Below are 16,449 nucleotides of genomic sequence, written 5' to 3' on the forward strand. Positions count from 1 at the left end.
GAGAAGGATTTCAGATTTCAAATCTCAGAGTGGTGCTTTGAGATCCCGGACGTTTTGAGAAACGGTGATATCAGAAATAACAATTTGGGACTTGAATGATCGAGATTTGGAATCTGAAATCTGAAATTTGAAATTCGTCCTTCGAATCGACGCAAAGTCCGGCCGCCACGCTAGACAGGGATTGAAATGAGAGAGAGCGGAACCAAAAATCAACCGCGTAACCGAAAGCCGGAGCGCAAGTGCCTGCCCAAGCTGTGCGGTGCGGATATTGAGCTCGGTAATTTTCTCCTTGGCCTAGAGACCAAACGCGGGACAGGTTACGAGGCGTCGCGCCTGTTGTTGCGGGAGATCGACGGCCTGCCGCGAGTCCAGAAGTCCCGTGGCGAGGCGTGCGATTGCGCTGCGTGCAGGCGCGCTCGAAGCTCCTCGGACGCCGGCGACGGGGCGAGTACTCGAGGCTCGAACGGCCAGGTCGCGGTGAATCCGCAGGATTGGGGCCGCAAGTATCTCGCTTCAAACGGCGGCTGCGTTTACATCGACCTCGATCATCTCGAGCTATGCTTGCCCGAAGTGCTGAGTGCTTACGACCACGTCGCGTGTTGGCACGCGATGTTAAGAATCGCCCGCGCGGCGCTCGAGGCGGCTAACGAAAAGCTACCCGCGCGAAACAAGATTCAGGTGCTGGTCAACAACAGCGACGGGAAAGGCAACTCATATGGCAGCCACCTCGACTTTCTGATAACTCGTCAGGCGTGGGAGAACATCTTCCGGCGAAAGATTCACTACATGCTGTACCTGGCGGCGTTTCAAGCGTCGAGCATCGTCTACACGGGGCAGGGAAAAGCCGGAAGCGAGAATAGTGCGCCGGACGTTTCGTTTCAGTTGTCCCAACGCGCCGACTTCTTCGAGCAGTTGGTGGGATCGCAGACGACTCATAATCGCCCTATCGTGAACAGCCGCGACGAGCCCCTTTGCGGAAACCGCCGCGGCCGGGACGATGATGACGCTTCGCAAGAGATGGCCCGGCTGCACGTGATCTTTTTCGACAACACGTTGTGCCACACCGCGAGCCTGTTGAAAGTCGGAGTGATGCAAATCGTGTTGTCGATGATTGAGGCCGAGCAGGTGAATCCCGAATTGCTGCTCGACGATCCGGTGGAAGCGGTTGTGCGATGGAGTCACGATCCGACGCTTCAAGCCCGGGCGATGATGACGTCAGGCGAGGAACTGACCGCAGTCGAGCTTCAGTTGCGATTTCTGGAAGACGCGAAAGGTTTCGTCGAGCACGGAGGGTGCGACGAAATAGTCCCTAGGGCAAACGAGATTCTTGCCTTGTGGGAGGACACCTTGCTCAAGCTTCAGGCGGGCGATTTCGAACCGCTTGCGCCGAGACTCGATTGGGTGTTGAAGCTTTCGATCTTGCAGCAGGTGCTTGATGAGCGGCCGGACCTGACCTGGGATTCGCCTGAGATCAAACATCTCGATCTTCTCTACTCCAGCCTGGACCCGTCGGAGGGTTTGTATTGGGCTTATGAAGAAGGCGGATTCGTAGAGCGCGTGGTGGGTAACGAGCAGATCGAACGCTTCACGGTCAGTCCGCCTGAAGACACGCGCGCGTGGACTCGGGCGATGCTTCTGCGATGGGCCGGGCCGGACGGCGTAGATGATGTGGATTGGGATGCGATTGGTTTCAAGACGGGGTATGAGCGCTACAGGACCATCTATCGCAAGCTCGAGCTGGCCAATCCGCTCGCGTTTAGTAAGGAAGCTTGCGAGCGCGCCTTCGAAAATGCGACTACGCTTGACGAGTTGCTTGATGCGCTGGGAGCGGCAGAGAGCAATATGCAAGGCGAATCGAAACGTGAGGGAGAGGCGAGGATTGAATTGGCTCCAATCGGTTTCAGTGCGCCGCGCAAAGACAAGAGGGAAAAAGGGAGGACGTTGAGATGACAATGCGTGAAAGGCTCGAAGACGATCGGCCACCGGATGAGCGAGACCCAGCCGGTGATGCTTCGGGAGACGCCAACTTGCGGCGAATGCGGCTTGCGGGTGAGAGCCTGCTTGCCGCGGGCGCGGATGCCATTCAAAGAGCTTTATCGGGCAACAGCGAATCATTCTTGAAAGCCACCCGTCAACAGGGAGGTCAATAGCCATGGCCGAAAGGCTAATGGGGGTAGAAACTGAATACGCGCTCAGCGCCATGACGGAGTGGCACGGCGGCTTCGACCAAACCGAGCTCTTGAAGAAATTGTTCGGAGTGGCCCGGAGAAGGCTTGTGCACCTGCCCGACGTGCACGGCGGCATGTACCTGGGAAACGGCTCGCGATTCTATATCGACTACGGCAATCACCCTGAGTTGACCACGCCCGAGTGTACAAACCCGTGGGACGTAGTTCGGTACATTCTCGCCGGCGAGCGAGTGCTCGCGAACCTGACAGAAGAGCTCGAGCGCGAACTGCGAGAGTGCAAGCTGATGCTGTTCAAGTCGAATGTCGACTACGGCGGCACCTATGTGACCTGGGGCTGCCATGAGTCGTACCTGCATCGCGCGTCGCCCAGCGCGATGTCGGACGAAATCATCCCCCACCTGGTCACGCGGATCATCTACACGGGAGCGGGCGGGTTCGATTCCGTGTCCAGGGGATTTGAGTTCACTCTTTCGCCACGGGTGCCTCACCTGGCAAACGTGGTGTCGAACAATTCGACCTCTGATCGTGGGATTTTTCACACAAAGGATGAGTCGCTGAGCAAGCCTGGCTATCACCGGCTTCACATCATCTGCGGCGAAAGCCTGTGCTCGGAGACCGGCATGTGGTTGAAGGCGGCGACGACCGCTTTGGTGGTCGCGATGGTAGAAGCCGGGCTGCACCCCGGTCACGGGGTTGGTCTACGCTCGCCCCTGCAAGCTATGCAAACCATCGCGATGGACCAGTCGTGCGCTAAGAGTGTGGAAACGACCACAGGGCGGCGTCTTAGCGCAATCGAGATCCAGTATCACTACCTGAGCATGGCCGAGAAACACGCCGGTGACCCGTGCATGCCGGCGTGGGCGGAAGAAGTCTGTTGCAAGTGGCGGGCGATGTTGAATAGCTTGCTCGACGCCCCTGAATCGGTGGCGGCGAATCTGGATTGGGCAATCAAACGCTCGGTGTACGAGGGCTATGCAAACAGCAAAGGTGTTGCGTGGAGCTCGCTTCCTCAGTGGACGCGCGTGCTCCAGGAGGTTCGTCAGGTGGTCGACGTCGGTGGTGAATATGACCAGCCGCTGAGCGCCGAGCACATTCTGAACGAGTGGAGCACGGCGAAGCCGGCAATGAAACGACTGACGGAGTTCACTGATCGGAACGGTCTTAGCTGGGATGCGATCGAATCGGTGCTCAAGCTCAGAGAGGAGCTCTTCGAGATCGACACACGGTTTGGGCAAATCGGCGGGCAAGGTATTTTTGCGAGTCTCGATAGAGCGGGTGTGCTGAAACATCATGTTCCGGGAGTGGACAACATAGAATACGCTGCTACTCATCCGCCCGCGGCCGGGCGCGCGCGTGTTCGAGGAGAGGTCGTCCGCCGGCTGGCCGGTCAGAATGGATACTACAAGTGCGACTGGCAAGGCGTGGTCGATCTGGTAGCGAAACGGGTGCTCGATCTATCGGAGCCGTTTGAAAGCGAAGAGCGGTGGCTCAACCTGGACGAAGCTCAAGCGAGCAGCCTTAGTCCGTTTATCGAGTTGCTCAGCCGGGAGGGGTTGAGAGGGGACACCACCGTCTGGCGTTCAGCGTCGAATTGCCTTGCGCGCTAAGGAGAAACGACCGGTGTTCGAGTTGGAACAAGAGCTGGCCAAGAGACTGAAGCATCTGCGGGTTCATATCGACGTGGCGGATAACGACACGGTCTTGCTGCGGAATGTTCCGGCGAACGATCAATTCTTCAGCAAGCCGCGGACGAATCTGCTCATCAAACGGCCGCGCAAAGGAATGCCGTACCTGATCTGTGTCGATGAAGACCTGGACTACACCGGGTCGGATTCCGCTATGGCGCGCGCGTTCGTTGGCGGTCACACGCAGCAGGGTTGGCGGGTGCTATTCGTCGGGCACGACGTTCGAGCGAACATTCAGCAGGTGATCGAGGAGGCGCTCGACGCCGTAGGCTTCGACGGTCGCGAGCCCGAGTTGAAGCCGCTTGCGCCAGGCATGGAGCCCGAGACTCGGGGAAAGCTTCTTGCGAGCTTTGCCACGGAGATTCGCGTTCGCGCGGCGGACGCTATCGACGAGCCGACGATCGGACGCGAAGAGAAGGTCGAAGAGGTCGTCTCCGGTCTGCTCCAATGGCAAGTGCGTTTGCCGGTGATCGCCGGAGAGTCCGGTGTCGGCAAGACAAACCTGGTACGCGCAGTCGCGCGAAAGCTGAAGCAGTGCCGGCCGCAGTTCAAGGTTATGTCGGTGGAGCTCAGCGCGGTGATGGCCGGAACTCTGTTTGATTCCGAGCGCGAGAGCGTGCTGATCGCGCTTCTCAAAGACGTGGAGGAACAACCGCAGACGGTCGTCGTGCTGGAGCATCTGGAGATGGCTTTGATGGGGGTGCCTCGCGGGCACCTTCTGCTTGGGCAAGCGCTGGACCTGGGCGCGCGGATTATTGGGACTACGCTGCCGGTGCACCTTTCAAGTTTCGAAATCGCGCCTTTGATGAGGCGGCTACTAGTAACCGAGCTTGTCGAAATGAGCTTGAGCGAGACGGGTGAGGTGTTGCTCGCGCTGCGAGAGCGGATCGCCGAGCACCATCACGTTGCGATCGAAGAATCTCTGCTGAACGCGGTCATCGAGACCGCGCTTCCTTTGACCGGACATTTTCCTGCTAAGGCGATTTCGCTGCTTGATGCGGCAGCGGCGAGAGCCGTGCTCGCGGGTGAGAGCGAATTGAGCCTATTTGACGTGTACACGGCAGCCACGAAGGTCGGCGGAGATTATGCCTAAGACAAGCGGCCAACAAGGCGCGGCGGCCAGGCTGAACAGCGATGCTGCCCGTAGGCTTGCAGCAGGTTCTTCAAGATCGCAGGTCGGGAAGGCATCTGAGGTCTTCTGATGACCGACAGAGCTTGGACACTTTGCTTACCTCTGAGTCCACCATGCGACTGCCAGGAATGGCTATGACCTCAAGCTCGCGGTCGGGAAGGGTGGCTTGCCCCCGCTGTTTCTAAGCTGGAGATTCACAAATGATGTGGTCCTTCAGTCAGCGCGCGGGCAAGCCCTCCTTCCCGACCGCGAGCTTGACCAGTTTGCTGATCACCGACCTATTTGTGGTAGCGGTCGGCTCCAGTTCAACCCTTACCGACCGCCAGCTAACGGCCGGCTTGTAAGCGTAGGGGACCGGGGATAGAATTGGGCCGCTCTGAACGAAGCACATCGCAGCGGAGGTAAAATAATGTTGGAAGTCGGGAGCAGGTTCAAATCGTCGGTCGCTTCAATCGTTTTAATCATCTCAGCGCTATCGCTCAACGCAACCGCGCAACAAACGAAGCTGGGCAAGGTTCAGTTTCCGACCTCCGGTTCGGAAAAAGCCCAGGTCCATTTCCTGCGGGGACTCGCCGCGCTTCATTCGTTCTGGTTTGAAGAAGCGCTCGACGAGTTTCGGGAGTCGACGAAGATCGACCCCGACTTTGTTATGGGCTACTGGGGCGAAGCTATGGCCTACAATCATCCGCTTTGGGCCGAGCAGGACACCGAGGCCGCGCGAAAGACGCTTGCGAAGATCAAGGACGGGTCGAAGACAACCGCGCGGGAGCGAGCTTACGTCGACGCTGTGCGCGCGCTTTACGGGCCGGGTGATAAGCTGGCTCGCGACAAGGCTTATTCCGCGGCGATCGAAAAGCTCTACCGCAATTCTCTTGATGATTTGGAGGCGGCGTGCTTTTACTCGCTGTCGTTGCTCGGCACTGTGCGTCCCGGCGACAAGGGATTCGGGCGCCAGACGTTGGCCGGCGCGATCGCTTTCGATGTCTATCAGAAGAACCCCGACCATCCCGGCGCGGCGCACTACATCATTCATTCGTTCGATGATCCGGAACACGCGATCCTCGCCTTGCCGGCGGCCCGGCGCTACGCCGAGATAGCTCCCGAAGCTCATCACGCGCGTCACATGCCTGCTCACATTTTTTTACAGTTGGGAATGTGGCCCGAAGCCGCCGCGTCCAATGAGTCGGCCTGGGCAGTCTCGAATGCGTGGGTGAAAAGAAAGGGGCTGCCGATCAGTGCGCGTGATTATCACAGCCTCCACTGGCTGGAGTACGTTTACTTGCAGCAAGGGCGGTACGCGAAAGCTGAAGAGCTACTGTCAATGAAACGCAGCGACGTTGAGCAGGCGAAGAACGACGCCGGGGTTGCGCGATACAACCAGGATATGGCCGTTGCGTTTGTGGTCGAGACCGAGCGGTGGGACCTGGTGGTGAAGCTGTTCGGTGCCGGGGGAGATTCATCAGCCGAGGGAATGGCGGGACACGCGGCGCACAATGCGCCGCCGGCGCCTGCAACAGGGAGGCGTCGCAGCAACCAGTCGCTACCCGTCTTCATACGAGGGATGGCGGCGGCGAAGACCGGCTCTACCGAAGCACCTCAATACTCTGCTCAGTTGCAGGCGCTGACAAAGCAGCTTTCCGAGGGAGGTGAATCCTACGCAGCAAAGTCGGCGGAGATCATGCATCACGAGATCAGTGCTATGGTCCATGCCTCGAAAGGGAATTACGACCAAGCGATCGAACTGATGAAGCGCGCCAGCGCGATCGAGGAGGAAATGTCTCCCCCATCGGGACCGCCCAGCCTTATTAAGCCGTCGCACGAATTATTCGGTGAGATCCTACTCTCCGCTAGCCGTCCTAAAGAAGCCGCACGGCAGTTTGAGACCTCGCTGCTGCGGCAGCCTAATCGGGCGCGTTCGTTGTTGGGCGCGGCGCGGGCGGCAGCAAAGATGGGAGATACGAAAGCAGCGCTGGAAACCTATTCCAAGGTGATACGTCAGTGGAGCAAAGCCGACCCGAATCTGCCCGAGCTTCGCGAGGCGCAGGACTACTTGAAACAGGCTAGCACTGGCCCGGCGGCTCGATAGATCGGCTCACTTGAACCGATTAACTAGTAGGGACACTACCAGGCCCGGCTCGATAGATCAGTTCACCTGGATTGACTAGCTAGTCGGTACACTAACAGGGAAAACTAGATTGCCAGGATTCACGGGTCGGGAAGGGTGGCTTGCCCCCGCTCTTCTTGACCCTTCCGGACCTGTGATCCTGAAGACGGCCCTGATAAGGTGCGATCGAGCAACTTGGAGACAATAAAAAGATGAATCTAAACCGCAGGACGTTTGTGAAACTCAGCGCGCTGTCGTCCGTAGCGCTCGGGGTCAACGCAAAGAGCGCAGTCGCTCTTCAAGACGCGCCTCTCAAACCAATTGCCAGCCAGGCCAGACCGATCACGCGCGAGGAGTATTTGCAGCGTCAGGAGACCGCGCGGCGGTATATGCCCGATGCGGAAATCGACGCGCTCTATGGACGGAGTAATTCCCTGGTGGGAAAAGTAGCTTCAGAACAGAAAAATGTCTGCGACTTTGCAACTGAAACCCGGTAGCAATGAAGAAGTAAGCTCGTCCTGCTCTCGCAATACAGTCTGCAGTTTCAGGTTTCGCCCAACGCGGCAGTAGATTTCTATCGTGCGTTGCAGCGGATCGACTACCCAGTACTCCTTCACCCCGTATTTCCCGTAGAGTTGTCTTTTCGCCACCCTGTCTCTCCGATCATTCTCAGAACCTGGCGAGATTATCTCGATTATCAAATCCGGCGCGCCCATTATTCGTTCTGTAGACGCAATCTCGTCTCGTCGCTCATTGCTGAAAAAGACGATGTCAGGAATCACTCCGCTGAATTCACTGAAGATCACTCCGGGTGTGGCCAAGACCTCTCCGATTGGATCTTCCACGAGGTGATTTCTAATCCGCATGAACAAGTTTCCGGAAACGCGTTGGTGAGTGAGGAAAGGTGAGCGAGACACGAAGAGTTCCCCCTCAATAATCTCGTAGCGATTGCCATCATCGGGCATGGCGTCGAGGTCGGCTATCGTCAAGAGTGGTTCAATCTGAGTGCTCATGATCGGTCCCTATTCACGCAGACTGTATCATAACGTTCGATGCCGGGTTCTGTTTCATCCATCACACCGCCCATTGCGTGATCTCACTTCGCGAGCGCGACGACCTTTTCTGCGGCGTCTTTCATTCCTGAAGCAGACACAAATCCTAAACCCGATTGCTCGATGACCTCTCGGCCCTTCTCGACATTGGTCCCTTCGAGTCTGACGACCACCGGGACTTTCACGCCGATATTGCGCGCGGCTGCGACAACTCCAGAGGCGACCATGTCCGTGCGCACGATCCCGCCGAAGATGTTTATCAGAACGGCTCGGACGTTTTTGTCCGAGAGCAGAATCCTGAAAGCATTCTCGACTCGTTCCTGTGAGGCCCCGCCTCCCACATCCAGGAAGTTAGCGGGTTCGCCGCCGGCGAGCTTGATGATGTCCATTGTAGCCATCGCCAGACCCGCCCCATTCACCATGCAGCCGATGTTGCCGTCCAGCTTGATGTAGTTCAAATCGTACTTCGAAGCTTCGATCTCCAGAGGGTCCTCTTCGTTCAGGTCGCGAAGCTCGGCGTACTCCTTGTGGCGGAACAACGTGTTGTCGTCGAAGTTGAGCTTGGCATCGAGCGCGTACAATTCTCCGTCTTCGGTGAGCAGGAACGGGTTGATCTCGGCAAGCGATGCGTCGAGATCGACGTAGGCTCGGTAGAGCGCCGTCATGAACTTCACCGCTCTGTTGACAAACTCTTTTGGAAGGCCGATGCCGAATGCAAGCTTGCGTGCTTGAAAAGCTAATAGCCCGACGGCTGGATCGACGGCTTCTTTGAGAATCTTTTCAGGCTCTCGGGCGGCGACTTCCTCGATATCCATTCCGCCTGCCGCCGATGCCATGAAGACCAGGCGCGAGATAGCTCGGTCCAATACGATGCCCAGATAAAACTCTTGCTTGATCTTGAGAGCCTCTTCGATCAACAGAGTGCGGACCACGCGGCCTTCGGGACCGGTCTGATGAGTGACCAGCTTCATGCCGATCATCTTTCTGGCGATGTCGATGGCTTCATCGAGGGATCGAGCGAGCTTGACGCCGCCGCCTTTGCCGCGTCCTCCCGCGTGGATCTGCGCTTTGACAACAACGGGAAGCCCGAGTTGCTCGACGGCCTTGCGGACCTGGTCTTGGTGAGTGACGACAACGCCGCGCGGCACAGGCACTCCGTACCTGGCGAGAAGTTGTTTCCCCTGGTATTCGTGAATTTTCATTTATCGTAGTAGTCCGTAGTCGGTAGTCGGTAGTCAGGAAAGTTGGGAGGTTTTGACTTCGTGCCGTAGCATCTAAACATACGGACTACGGACTACGGACCACGGACTACGGACTACGTTTGTGCTATTGCTGGCCCGTGGTGTTCGCGCGTTGCTGAATAGTAAAAACGTAAACACCGCTCGAGAAGCTGCCTAGATAGACGCGATCACGTTCAAACGGATCGAAGATTAATGTCCATACTCTATTCGATGGTAGCTCTACGTCGACGCGCTCCCAGTTGTAGCCCTTGTCGGTAGAACGAAACACTCCGCCTTTCGAATACTCGGCAGCCATCACTTCATCGGGGTTGGTTGGACTCATGACCACCGACGTGAAATCACCGGAAGGCAGCCCCCCGCCTCTTCGCACCCACGTGCGGCCGCCGTTGGTCGACCGAAAGATGTATTGGTTGGTGCCAACGATTACCAACTGCGCGTCGCGCGGGTCCTGGGCAATAGCTTTGACCGACATATCGCTGGGTCCGCGATCAACGTGCTGCCACGTTTCGCCGCTGTCGTTCGAGATAAACAGACCCTGTTTGGTTCCGGCTAGTATCTTTCTCGGTGTGTCTCTGTGAGTGGAAACCGAGAACACGCGGCCTCCGGACTCATAGCCGTCTATCGAGACCTTCTCCCACCCCCTCGACTCGTCGAAGGTGCGATACAACCCGTCCATGGTTGCGGCGAGCAAGCCTACGTGGCCTTCGCCGTTGGTGAAGCTGGTGATGTCGCCGACCTCCCGGGTCAACTCGACGAACCCAGGCGCCAGACCCGTTTCAGTCTTGGGCTTGGGCTTCTCTTTTTTCGCCGGACGCTTCTGAGCCGGCTTTTTGGATTTCTGATTCGGCGTCCGTTTTGAAACTGCGACGCTTTCATATCGGCCGACCTGGGTTGGTGACCAGGTAACGCCGGCACGTCGTCTTGGACGAGTAGTTCTCGCCGGCGGTTTCGCAGACTTCTCAGGCTTTTTGATTTGGCTGACTCCCGTGACGGCCCAGGTCGCGCCTCGATCATTCGAGCGATAGACTCCACTGTTGGTGCCGGCGTAAATCACATTGGGGTTGGCAGGAATCTGATAGAAGGAGAACACGTCTCGTCCGCCGAGCCCGGTTGAAGAAGACCGCCAGGACTCGCCGCCATCGGAAGAGGCGAACACGCTTCCCCCTGAGCCGTCGTGGAAGACGCTCGCGAGTAATCGCCCGCGTTCGGTCGCATCCGGCATGATCGCAAGCACGTGGCGATGGATGAAGCCGGTGTTCGAGTCGCTGAAGTCATCGCCGAGGTTCTCGGACACTCGCACGCCAAAGTCGTCGGTGGCAATCAATACGCGGTTCGGTTTGTCTGGAGTGACCACGATCGAACGGATCACCAGCGTCTTCGAGGTCAGCAGCATCCAGCGCTTGCCATCATCTTTCGAGCGCCACAACCCCTCACTCGTTCCGGCAAAAATCACTTTGGGGTTCGATGGGTGCACCAGTAGCGTGTACGTCCGGCGCGCACTGAACGGAATGCCGGGAAACTTGAACCACTTCTCCCCCGAATTCAATGAGCGATAAAACCCGCTGCACGCATTGACGTAGACAGTACTTGGCTGTTTCGGATCGACGGTGATCCCAAAAACATCCGAGTCGTTAATCATGCCGGCGATCTGGTTGCCAATCTGTTTCCAGGTCGCTCCGCCGTTGGTTGTCTTCCACGGCAAATGCCACGTTCCGGCGTAGATGACGTTTGTATCACGCGGATCGATCGCTACCGACTCAATGTTGCGGATCTCTTTATCGCCGATCGGCGAGATGCGCTCCCATGATTTGCCGGCATCCGTCGAGCGGAAGACCCCGTTTAGATTCGGATCGTCGTTGGCGCTCCCGGCAATCAAAACATTGGAGTCGGATGGAGCGACGGCCACAGAGCGAACGGACAGTTTCTTCGTACCCTCGAGCTGCTTCCAATGCTCGCCGCCGTCATTGCTTCTGAAGACGCCGCCTTCCTGGTCGCGCTCGACCGCCCACGCGCCGGCGTAGAGCGTTTTGGGATCCCGCGGATCGATGACGATGTGGTCAACCGAGAGTCCGCGCTTATCGAGTCCGGGTTTGAGCCGTTTCCAGGTGCGAGCACCATCGTTCGAGCGGAAGATCTGTCCGTCGGCGGTGCCCAGGTAGAGCAGGTCGGCGTCGGACGGGGAGGCTACAAGCGCGCGAACGTCGCCGCCCCACGGCCCGGTCACCTCAAACCGGCGAACTTCTTTTCCGCTTGTACTGGAGGAAACTATCCGAGTCGCGTCGTCACTACTCACCAGAGCAGTCGATGCGCACACAAGCAGCAGCGTGAGGATTGGGAACAGGCGATGGGATTTCATGAGCTGACGGTACTCCTTGATGAAAACTGCTAAACCCCTCGAGGCTTCGTTGGCCCGAGCTTTGTGCTGATTCGTTTTATGCGTCGGCAACTATACAATAGCTGAAGGCGTGATTCCAGGCAGAACCGCCAAGGCGGAGCAGCATAGGCTTGAGTATTCGTCGGTCTACTAGAGCCTATGCTACGTCCCTGGTCTACTCGATAACCCAGGTGTCACCGGCGTTAATCAGTTTCTCGAGATTCCCCGGACCCATCTTCTCGGTCGCCGTCTTTATTTGACCCGCGAGCATGTCCTCGTAAGTAGGCTTGGTGATATCCCGGAACACGCCGATTGGAACTGGATAGTCCGGGTATTCCATTCGCGCCAGCATGTAGGCCAGATAGGAATCCGGCGCCTTCTCGTCGTGTACGATCAGATCGGATTCGCTGATTTCGTCGCCGAGTGCGACAACCTCGAGATGCATATCGCTGTTGCGTATTCGAATGCCGCGATTGTGTTCTTTGCCGAACACCAGCGGCTTGCCGTGCTCGATTTCGATCATCGCATCATCCCTTACGCCGCGGTCGGTGAACATATCGAATGCGTGGTCGTTGAAGATGTTGCAGTTCTGATAGACCTCGACGAACGAGACGCCTTTGTGGTGCATCGCCCGCTCCACGACCTTCTGAAGATGCGAAGTGAAAGTATCTACCGACCGCCCGACAAACGTTGCCTCTGCCGCGAGCGCGACCGAGAGCGGGTTGAGCGGATAGTCGATCACTCCATAAGGGGTCGACTTTGTCTTCTTGCCGAATTCGGAAGTCGGCGAGTACTGGCCCTTCGTCAGGCCGTAGATTCGGTTGTTAAACAGAATGATGTTGATGTCCAGATTGCGGCGGATCATATGGATCAAATGATTGCCGCCGATCGATAGCGCGTCGCCGTCGCCGGTGATGACCCAGACCGAGAGATCAGGGTTCGACGCTTTGATACCGGTGGCGATCGCCGGCGCCCGGCCGTGGATGCTGTGAAAACCGTAGGTGTTCATGTAGTACGGGAAACGGCTCGAGCAGCCGATCCCTGACACGAAGACGGTGTTCTCGCGCTTTATGCCGAGCTCGGGCATGACCTTCTGAATCTGCGCGAGTATGGAGTAGTCGCCGCAGCCCGGGCACCATCGGACTTCCTGATCCGAGACAAAATCTTTTCGAGTAAGCTTGACCGGCGGAGCTTGTGAGCCGCCTCCGTTTGTTGGAATGTTTGCATCTGTGCTCATAGTGTTTTCCTTCTAACCACAAAGGCACCAGGCCACTAAGATCTAACGCTCATTTCTCTTGATGTGCCTGGTGTGTTCGTGTTTCGCCTCTCATCTCAGTCCTCATACAACTCATTCATCTTTGCCGTAAGCTCGCTGATCTTAAACGGCTTGCCTTTGACCTTCGGGAAGGACACTGCCGGCACCAGGTAACGAGCGCGCAGCAGCATCGCGAGCTGGCCCAGGTTCAGCTCGGGAATCAACACCCGATCGAACCGTCCCAGTATCTCGCCAAGATTGCTGGGGAACGGGTTCAGATAACGAAGATGAATGCTCGAAACTGACTTGCCGCTGCGTTGCATCTCCTCGACCGCCGATGTAATCGAGCCGTAGGTAGAACCCCAGCCGATCACCAGCAAGCGGCCCTCGGGCTCGCCAAACACTTCGACGTCGGGTATGTCGTAGGCGATCCGGGCGACCTTTTCCGCGCGAGTCAAAACCATGTGCATATGGTTTTCTGGTTCGTAGGAGACGTTGCCGGTTATGTCTTCCTTTTCGATCCCACCGATGCGATGTTCCAGGTTTGGCGTGCCGGGTACTGCCCAGGGCCGCGCAAGCGTTTCCGGATCGCGATTGTACGGGTTGAAACCCTCGGCGTTGGTGGCAAGCTTGACTTCGAACCTAGGCAGCTCGTCCATTTTCGGCAGCAACCACGGCTCCGCGCCGTTGGCCAGGTAGCCGTCCGAAAGGTAAATCACCGGCAGCATATGCCTGGTCGCGATGCGGAACGCTTCAACCGCCATGTGGAAGCAATCAGCGGGAGTCGCGGGAGCGACTATCGCGACCGGACACTCGCCGTTTCTGCCGAACATCGCTTGAAGCAAATCAGCTTGTTCAGTCTTCGTCGGGAGGCCGGTTGACGGGCCGCCGCGTTGCACGTCGATGATCACGACCGGAAGCTCGGTCATCACCGCAAGTCCGATTGCTTCGCTCTTTAATGCGAGGCCCGGGCCGCTGGTGCCGGTCAATCCGAGATTGCCGGTGAAGGATGCGCCGATGGCCGCGCACATAGCCGCGATTTCGTCTTCGGCTTGAAAAGTCTTCACTCCGAAGTTCTTGTGAATCGCAAGCTCGTGCAAGATGTCGGAGGCCGGCGTGATCGGGTAGCTCGCGTAGAACAGCGGCCGCTTTGCAAGCACCGACGCCGCCACAAACCCAAGCGCGGTCGCTTCGTTGCCGGTGATGTTGCGGTACTTGCCGGGAGCGATCGCAGCGCGGCGCACGCGATAATGAGTGGTGAATATCTCAGCCGCTTCCGCATAAGCAAATCCAGCTTTCAACGCAGTCAAGTTCGCCGTCTGAAGTTCCTGGTTCTTGAATTTGCCCTGTATCCACCGCTGAGTCGGTTCAAGCGGCCGGTCGTAAAGCCAGTACATCATTCCAAGCGCCCAGAAATTCTTGCAGCGATCGACATCCTTGGACGACAGCTTCACCGCATCGCGCAGCGCCGCCCGGTTGAGCGTTGTGATCGGAAGTTTGAACAGGCGGTAGCCGCTGAGACTTCCATCGTCAAGCGGGTTCGACTGGTAGCCCGCCTTCTTCAGGTTGTTCTCGCTGAAGGCGTCGGTGTTGGTGATCAATATGCCGCCTGGTTCAAGATCCGCGATGTTGACTTTGAGCGCCGCGGGGTTCATCGCAACCAGCACGTTAGGCTCGTCGCCCGGCGTGCGGATGTCGTGATTCGAGAAGTTCAACTGAAACCCCGAAACGCCCGGCAGCGATCCGGCAGGCGCGCGAATCTCGGCAGGGAAGTCGGGCAGCGTCGAGATGTCATTGCCGACTACGGCAGCCGTGTTCGTGAACTGCGTCCCGGTGAGCTGCATGCCGTCGCCCGAGTCACCTGCGAACCGTATCGTAACGGTCTCCAGCTCTTCGATGTGTTTGTCTTCGACGTTGTCGAGAATCGTTATTGATTCCATGATAGCTTGTCCTGTTATGAGAGAGGATCAGGAGGCCCGCTCACCTCTCATCTTCTTCGTTTGATCTGTCCTTCCAAAGCTCGAAATTCTACACAACTACATACTACAACGTAAAGCAACGCAAGTTGAAGCCATCGCTGCCGCCTCGTCGAAAAAGATCTGCAAACAGAGACCCTTCGGCTTATATTGGAACTTTCAAGGCTGAGAATTGTAATAGTGGACAAGGCGGAAGTTTCAGACGGTGCCCATCCGAATCAGTTTAACCAGGTGTTGAGGAGGGAAGGGGAATGATAACCAAGCGATGGCTTTACGCGTTCGCTATGGCGGTGGCGCTCTTACTGAGCCATCGCGCCTTGATGGCTCAGGGGCCGGCCGAACAGCCCGACTTGACCATCGACGCCGCAACCCGCTCCGCAGTGATCGAAGGGGCGCTGAAGAAACTGAACGACAACTATGTCTTTCCTGAAACAGCAAAGAAGATGGAGCAAGCGGTTCGAGAAAGGATCGCCCGCAAGGAATACGATCAGATCACCAGCGCGAAGACCCTGGCCACAACGCTCCAGGCTCACCTGCAGGACGTCAGCCACGACAAACACCTGCGCGTGATATTCAGCGCAGAGCGGCTGCCACCCGAGCGCGAAGAAGATCGCGAGCCCAATCCCGAGGAGCTTGCGAAGGAGATTGAGTTCCTTCGCACGATAAATTTCGGTTTCGAGAAAGTGGAGCGGCTACCAGGCAATGTTGGCTATATCGACCTGCGAGGCTTTTTACCCGCCCAGTTTGGAGCTGAAACCGTCGTCGCGGCGATGAACTTTGTTGGCAACACGGATGCGTTGATTATCGACCTTCGGCGAAACGGCGGCGGGCAGCCAGATATGGTCGCTTTGATCTCAAGCTACCTTTTCGACGGCGAGCCGGTCCATCTTAACGATCTTTACTTTCGTCCCGACAACAGCACTCGACAGTGGTGGACGCTGCCTTATGTGCCCGGGAAACGCTACGGCAATAAGAAAGCCGTTTATGTGTTGACCAGCAATCGAACGTTCTCGGCGGCGGAGGAGTTTACCTACAATTTGAAAAGCTTGAAGAGAGCTACGATTGTCGGTGAGACGACCGGAGGCGGTGCGCATCCCGGCGGCCCGCGCAGAATTAACAACCACTTCGGGATCTGGGTACCAAGCGGCCGAGCGATAAATCCGATCACCAAGACAAATTGGGAAGGCACCGGCGTAAAGCCCGACGTTGACGTTCCCGCGGACCAGGCCCTGAAGGTCGCGCACATCGCGGCGATGAACAAAGTCCTCGAGAAGGTCACCGCGCCCGAGCGTCAAGGCGTGATCAAGCGTGCGATCGCAAACGCGCAGAAGGAGCTCGACGAAATGAAACAGAGTCCGAAGCGCAATCCTTGAGAGAACGGCGCCGGCGGCTACAGGGCAGGTCTAGTGACTTGCAACAGCCGTTTCGCTAGGGATCAAAT

The 16,449-nt window shown here is 57.4% G+C and carries 12 protein-coding genes; 7 read left to right on the plus strand and 5 right to left on the minus strand.

The window, feature by feature from the left end:
• The first annotated feature begins 186 nt into the window (after positions 1-186).
• The 6 genes from AABO57_26275 (at position 187) to AABO57_26300 (ending at position 7,607) form a co-directional block, all read left to right on the plus strand.
• Complete coding sequence (locus tag AABO57_26275; GenBank protein ID MEK6289234.1) at positions 187-1,950, plus strand: proteasome accessory factor PafA2 family protein; 1,764 nt, start codon at positions 187-189, stop codon at positions 1,948-1,950.
• Positions 1,947-2,150, plus strand: coding sequence for a hypothetical protein (locus AABO57_26280; GenBank protein MEK6289235.1), 204 nt, complete (start codon positions 1,947-1,949; stop codon positions 2,148-2,150). Before AABO57_26275 ends, AABO57_26280 begins: the two co-directional genes overlap by 4 nt.
• Before the next feature lie 2 nt (positions 2,151-2,152).
• Entirely contained in the window at positions 2,153-3,796 is a 1,644-nt protein-coding gene (locus AABO57_26285; GenBank protein MEK6289236.1) for a proteasome accessory factor PafA2 family protein, read from the plus strand.
• Positions 3,797-3,809: 13 nt separating this feature from the next.
• Positions 3,810-4,967: an AAA family ATPase gene (locus tag AABO57_26290; protein MEK6289237.1), complete on the plus strand. Its 1,158-nt coding sequence runs from the start codon at positions 3,810-3,812 to the stop codon at positions 4,965-4,967.
• A gap of 448 nt (positions 4,968-5,415) precedes the next feature.
• Positions 5,416-7,092, plus strand: coding sequence for a tetratricopeptide repeat protein (locus AABO57_26295; protein ID MEK6289238.1), 1,677 nt, complete (start codon positions 5,416-5,418; stop codon positions 7,090-7,092).
• A 230-nt stretch (positions 7,093-7,322) separates the two neighbouring features.
• A complete protein-coding gene (locus AABO57_26300) occupies positions 7,323-7,607 on the plus strand; it encodes a hypothetical protein (GenBank protein ID MEK6289239.1) in 285 nt (94 codons plus the stop codon).
• Here the strand turns inward: AABO57_26300 and AABO57_26305 are convergent.
• The 5 genes from AABO57_26305 to AABO57_26325 form a co-directional block, all read right to left on the minus strand.
• A complete protein-coding gene (locus AABO57_26305) occupies positions 7,563-8,123 on the minus strand; it encodes a Uma2 family endonuclease (GenBank protein MEK6289240.1) in 561 nt (186 codons plus the stop codon). The two genes, AABO57_26300 and AABO57_26305, sit on opposite strands and share 45 nt — an antisense overlap.
• 83 nt (positions 8,124-8,206) lie before the next feature.
• Entirely contained in the window at positions 8,207-9,364 is a 1,158-nt protein-coding gene (gene sucC / locus AABO57_26310; protein MEK6289241.1) for an ADP-forming succinate--CoA ligase subunit beta, read from the minus strand.
• Between the two features lie 124 nt (positions 9,365-9,488).
• Complete coding sequence (locus AABO57_26315; protein MEK6289242.1) at positions 9,489-11,759, minus strand: YCF48-related protein; 2,271 nt, start codon at positions 11,757-11,759, stop codon at positions 9,489-9,491.
• Positions 11,760-11,952: 193 nt separating this feature from the next.
• The gene (locus AABO57_26320) at positions 11,953-13,014 is read right to left on the minus strand and encodes a 2-oxoacid:ferredoxin oxidoreductase subunit beta (GenBank protein MEK6289243.1); all 1,062 of its coding nucleotides are present in this window, start codon (positions 13,012-13,014) and stop codon (positions 11,953-11,955) included.
• A gap of 95 nt (positions 13,015-13,109) precedes the next feature.
• Positions 13,110-14,972: a 2-oxoacid:acceptor oxidoreductase subunit alpha gene (locus tag AABO57_26325; GenBank protein ID MEK6289244.1), complete on the minus strand. Its 1,863-nt coding sequence runs from the start codon at positions 14,970-14,972 to the stop codon at positions 13,110-13,112.
• A gap of 287 nt (positions 14,973-15,259) precedes the next feature.
• Between AABO57_26325 and AABO57_26330 the strand changes: the two genes are divergently transcribed.
• Complete coding sequence (locus tag AABO57_26330) at positions 15,260-16,381, plus strand: S41 family peptidase (GenBank protein ID MEK6289245.1); 1,122 nt, start codon at positions 15,260-15,262, stop codon at positions 16,379-16,381.
• Positions 16,382-16,449 lie beyond the last annotated feature (68 nt).

Source organism: Acidobacteriota bacterium, assembly GCA_038040445.1.
GTDB lineage: Bacteria > Acidobacteriota > Blastocatellia > UBA7656 > UBA7656 > Onstottus_A > Onstottus_A frigus.

Coding starts and splice junctions, on each gene's coding strand:
- AABO57_26275 (MEK6289234.1), top strand. CDS start 187: ATGAGAGAGAGCGGAACCAAAAATCAACCGCGTAACCGAAAGCCGGAG.
- AABO57_26280 (MEK6289235.1), top strand. CDS start 1,947: ATGACAATGCGTGAAAGGCTCGAAGACGATCGGCCACCGGATGAGCGA.
- AABO57_26285 (MEK6289236.1), top strand. CDS start 2,153: ATGGCCGAAAGGCTAATGGGGGTAGAAACTGAATACGCGCTCAGCGCC.
- AABO57_26295 (MEK6289238.1), top strand. CDS start 5,416: ATGTTGGAAGTCGGGAGCAGGTTCAAATCGTCGGTCGCTTCAATCGTT.
- AABO57_26300 (MEK6289239.1), top strand. CDS start 7,323: ATGAATCTAAACCGCAGGACGTTTGTGAAACTCAGCGCGCTGTCGTCC.
- AABO57_26305 (MEK6289240.1), bottom strand. CDS start 8,123: ATGAGCACTCAGATTGAACCACTCTTGACGATAGCCGACCTCGACGCC.
- sucC (MEK6289241.1), bottom strand. CDS start 9,364: ATGAAAATTCACGAATACCAGGGGAAACAACTTCTCGCCAGGTACGGA.
- AABO57_26315 (MEK6289242.1), bottom strand. CDS start 11,759: ATGAAATCCCATCGCCTGTTCCCAATCCTCACGCTGCTGCTTGTGTGC.
- AABO57_26320 (MEK6289243.1), bottom strand. CDS start 13,014: ATGAGCACAGATGCAAACATTCCAACAAACGGAGGCGGCTCACAAGCT.
- AABO57_26325 (MEK6289244.1), bottom strand. CDS start 14,972: ATGGAATCAATAACGATTCTCGACAACGTCGAAGACAAACACATCGAA.
- AABO57_26330 (MEK6289245.1), top strand. CDS start 15,260: ATGATAACCAAGCGATGGCTTTACGCGTTCGCTATGGCGGTGGCGCTC.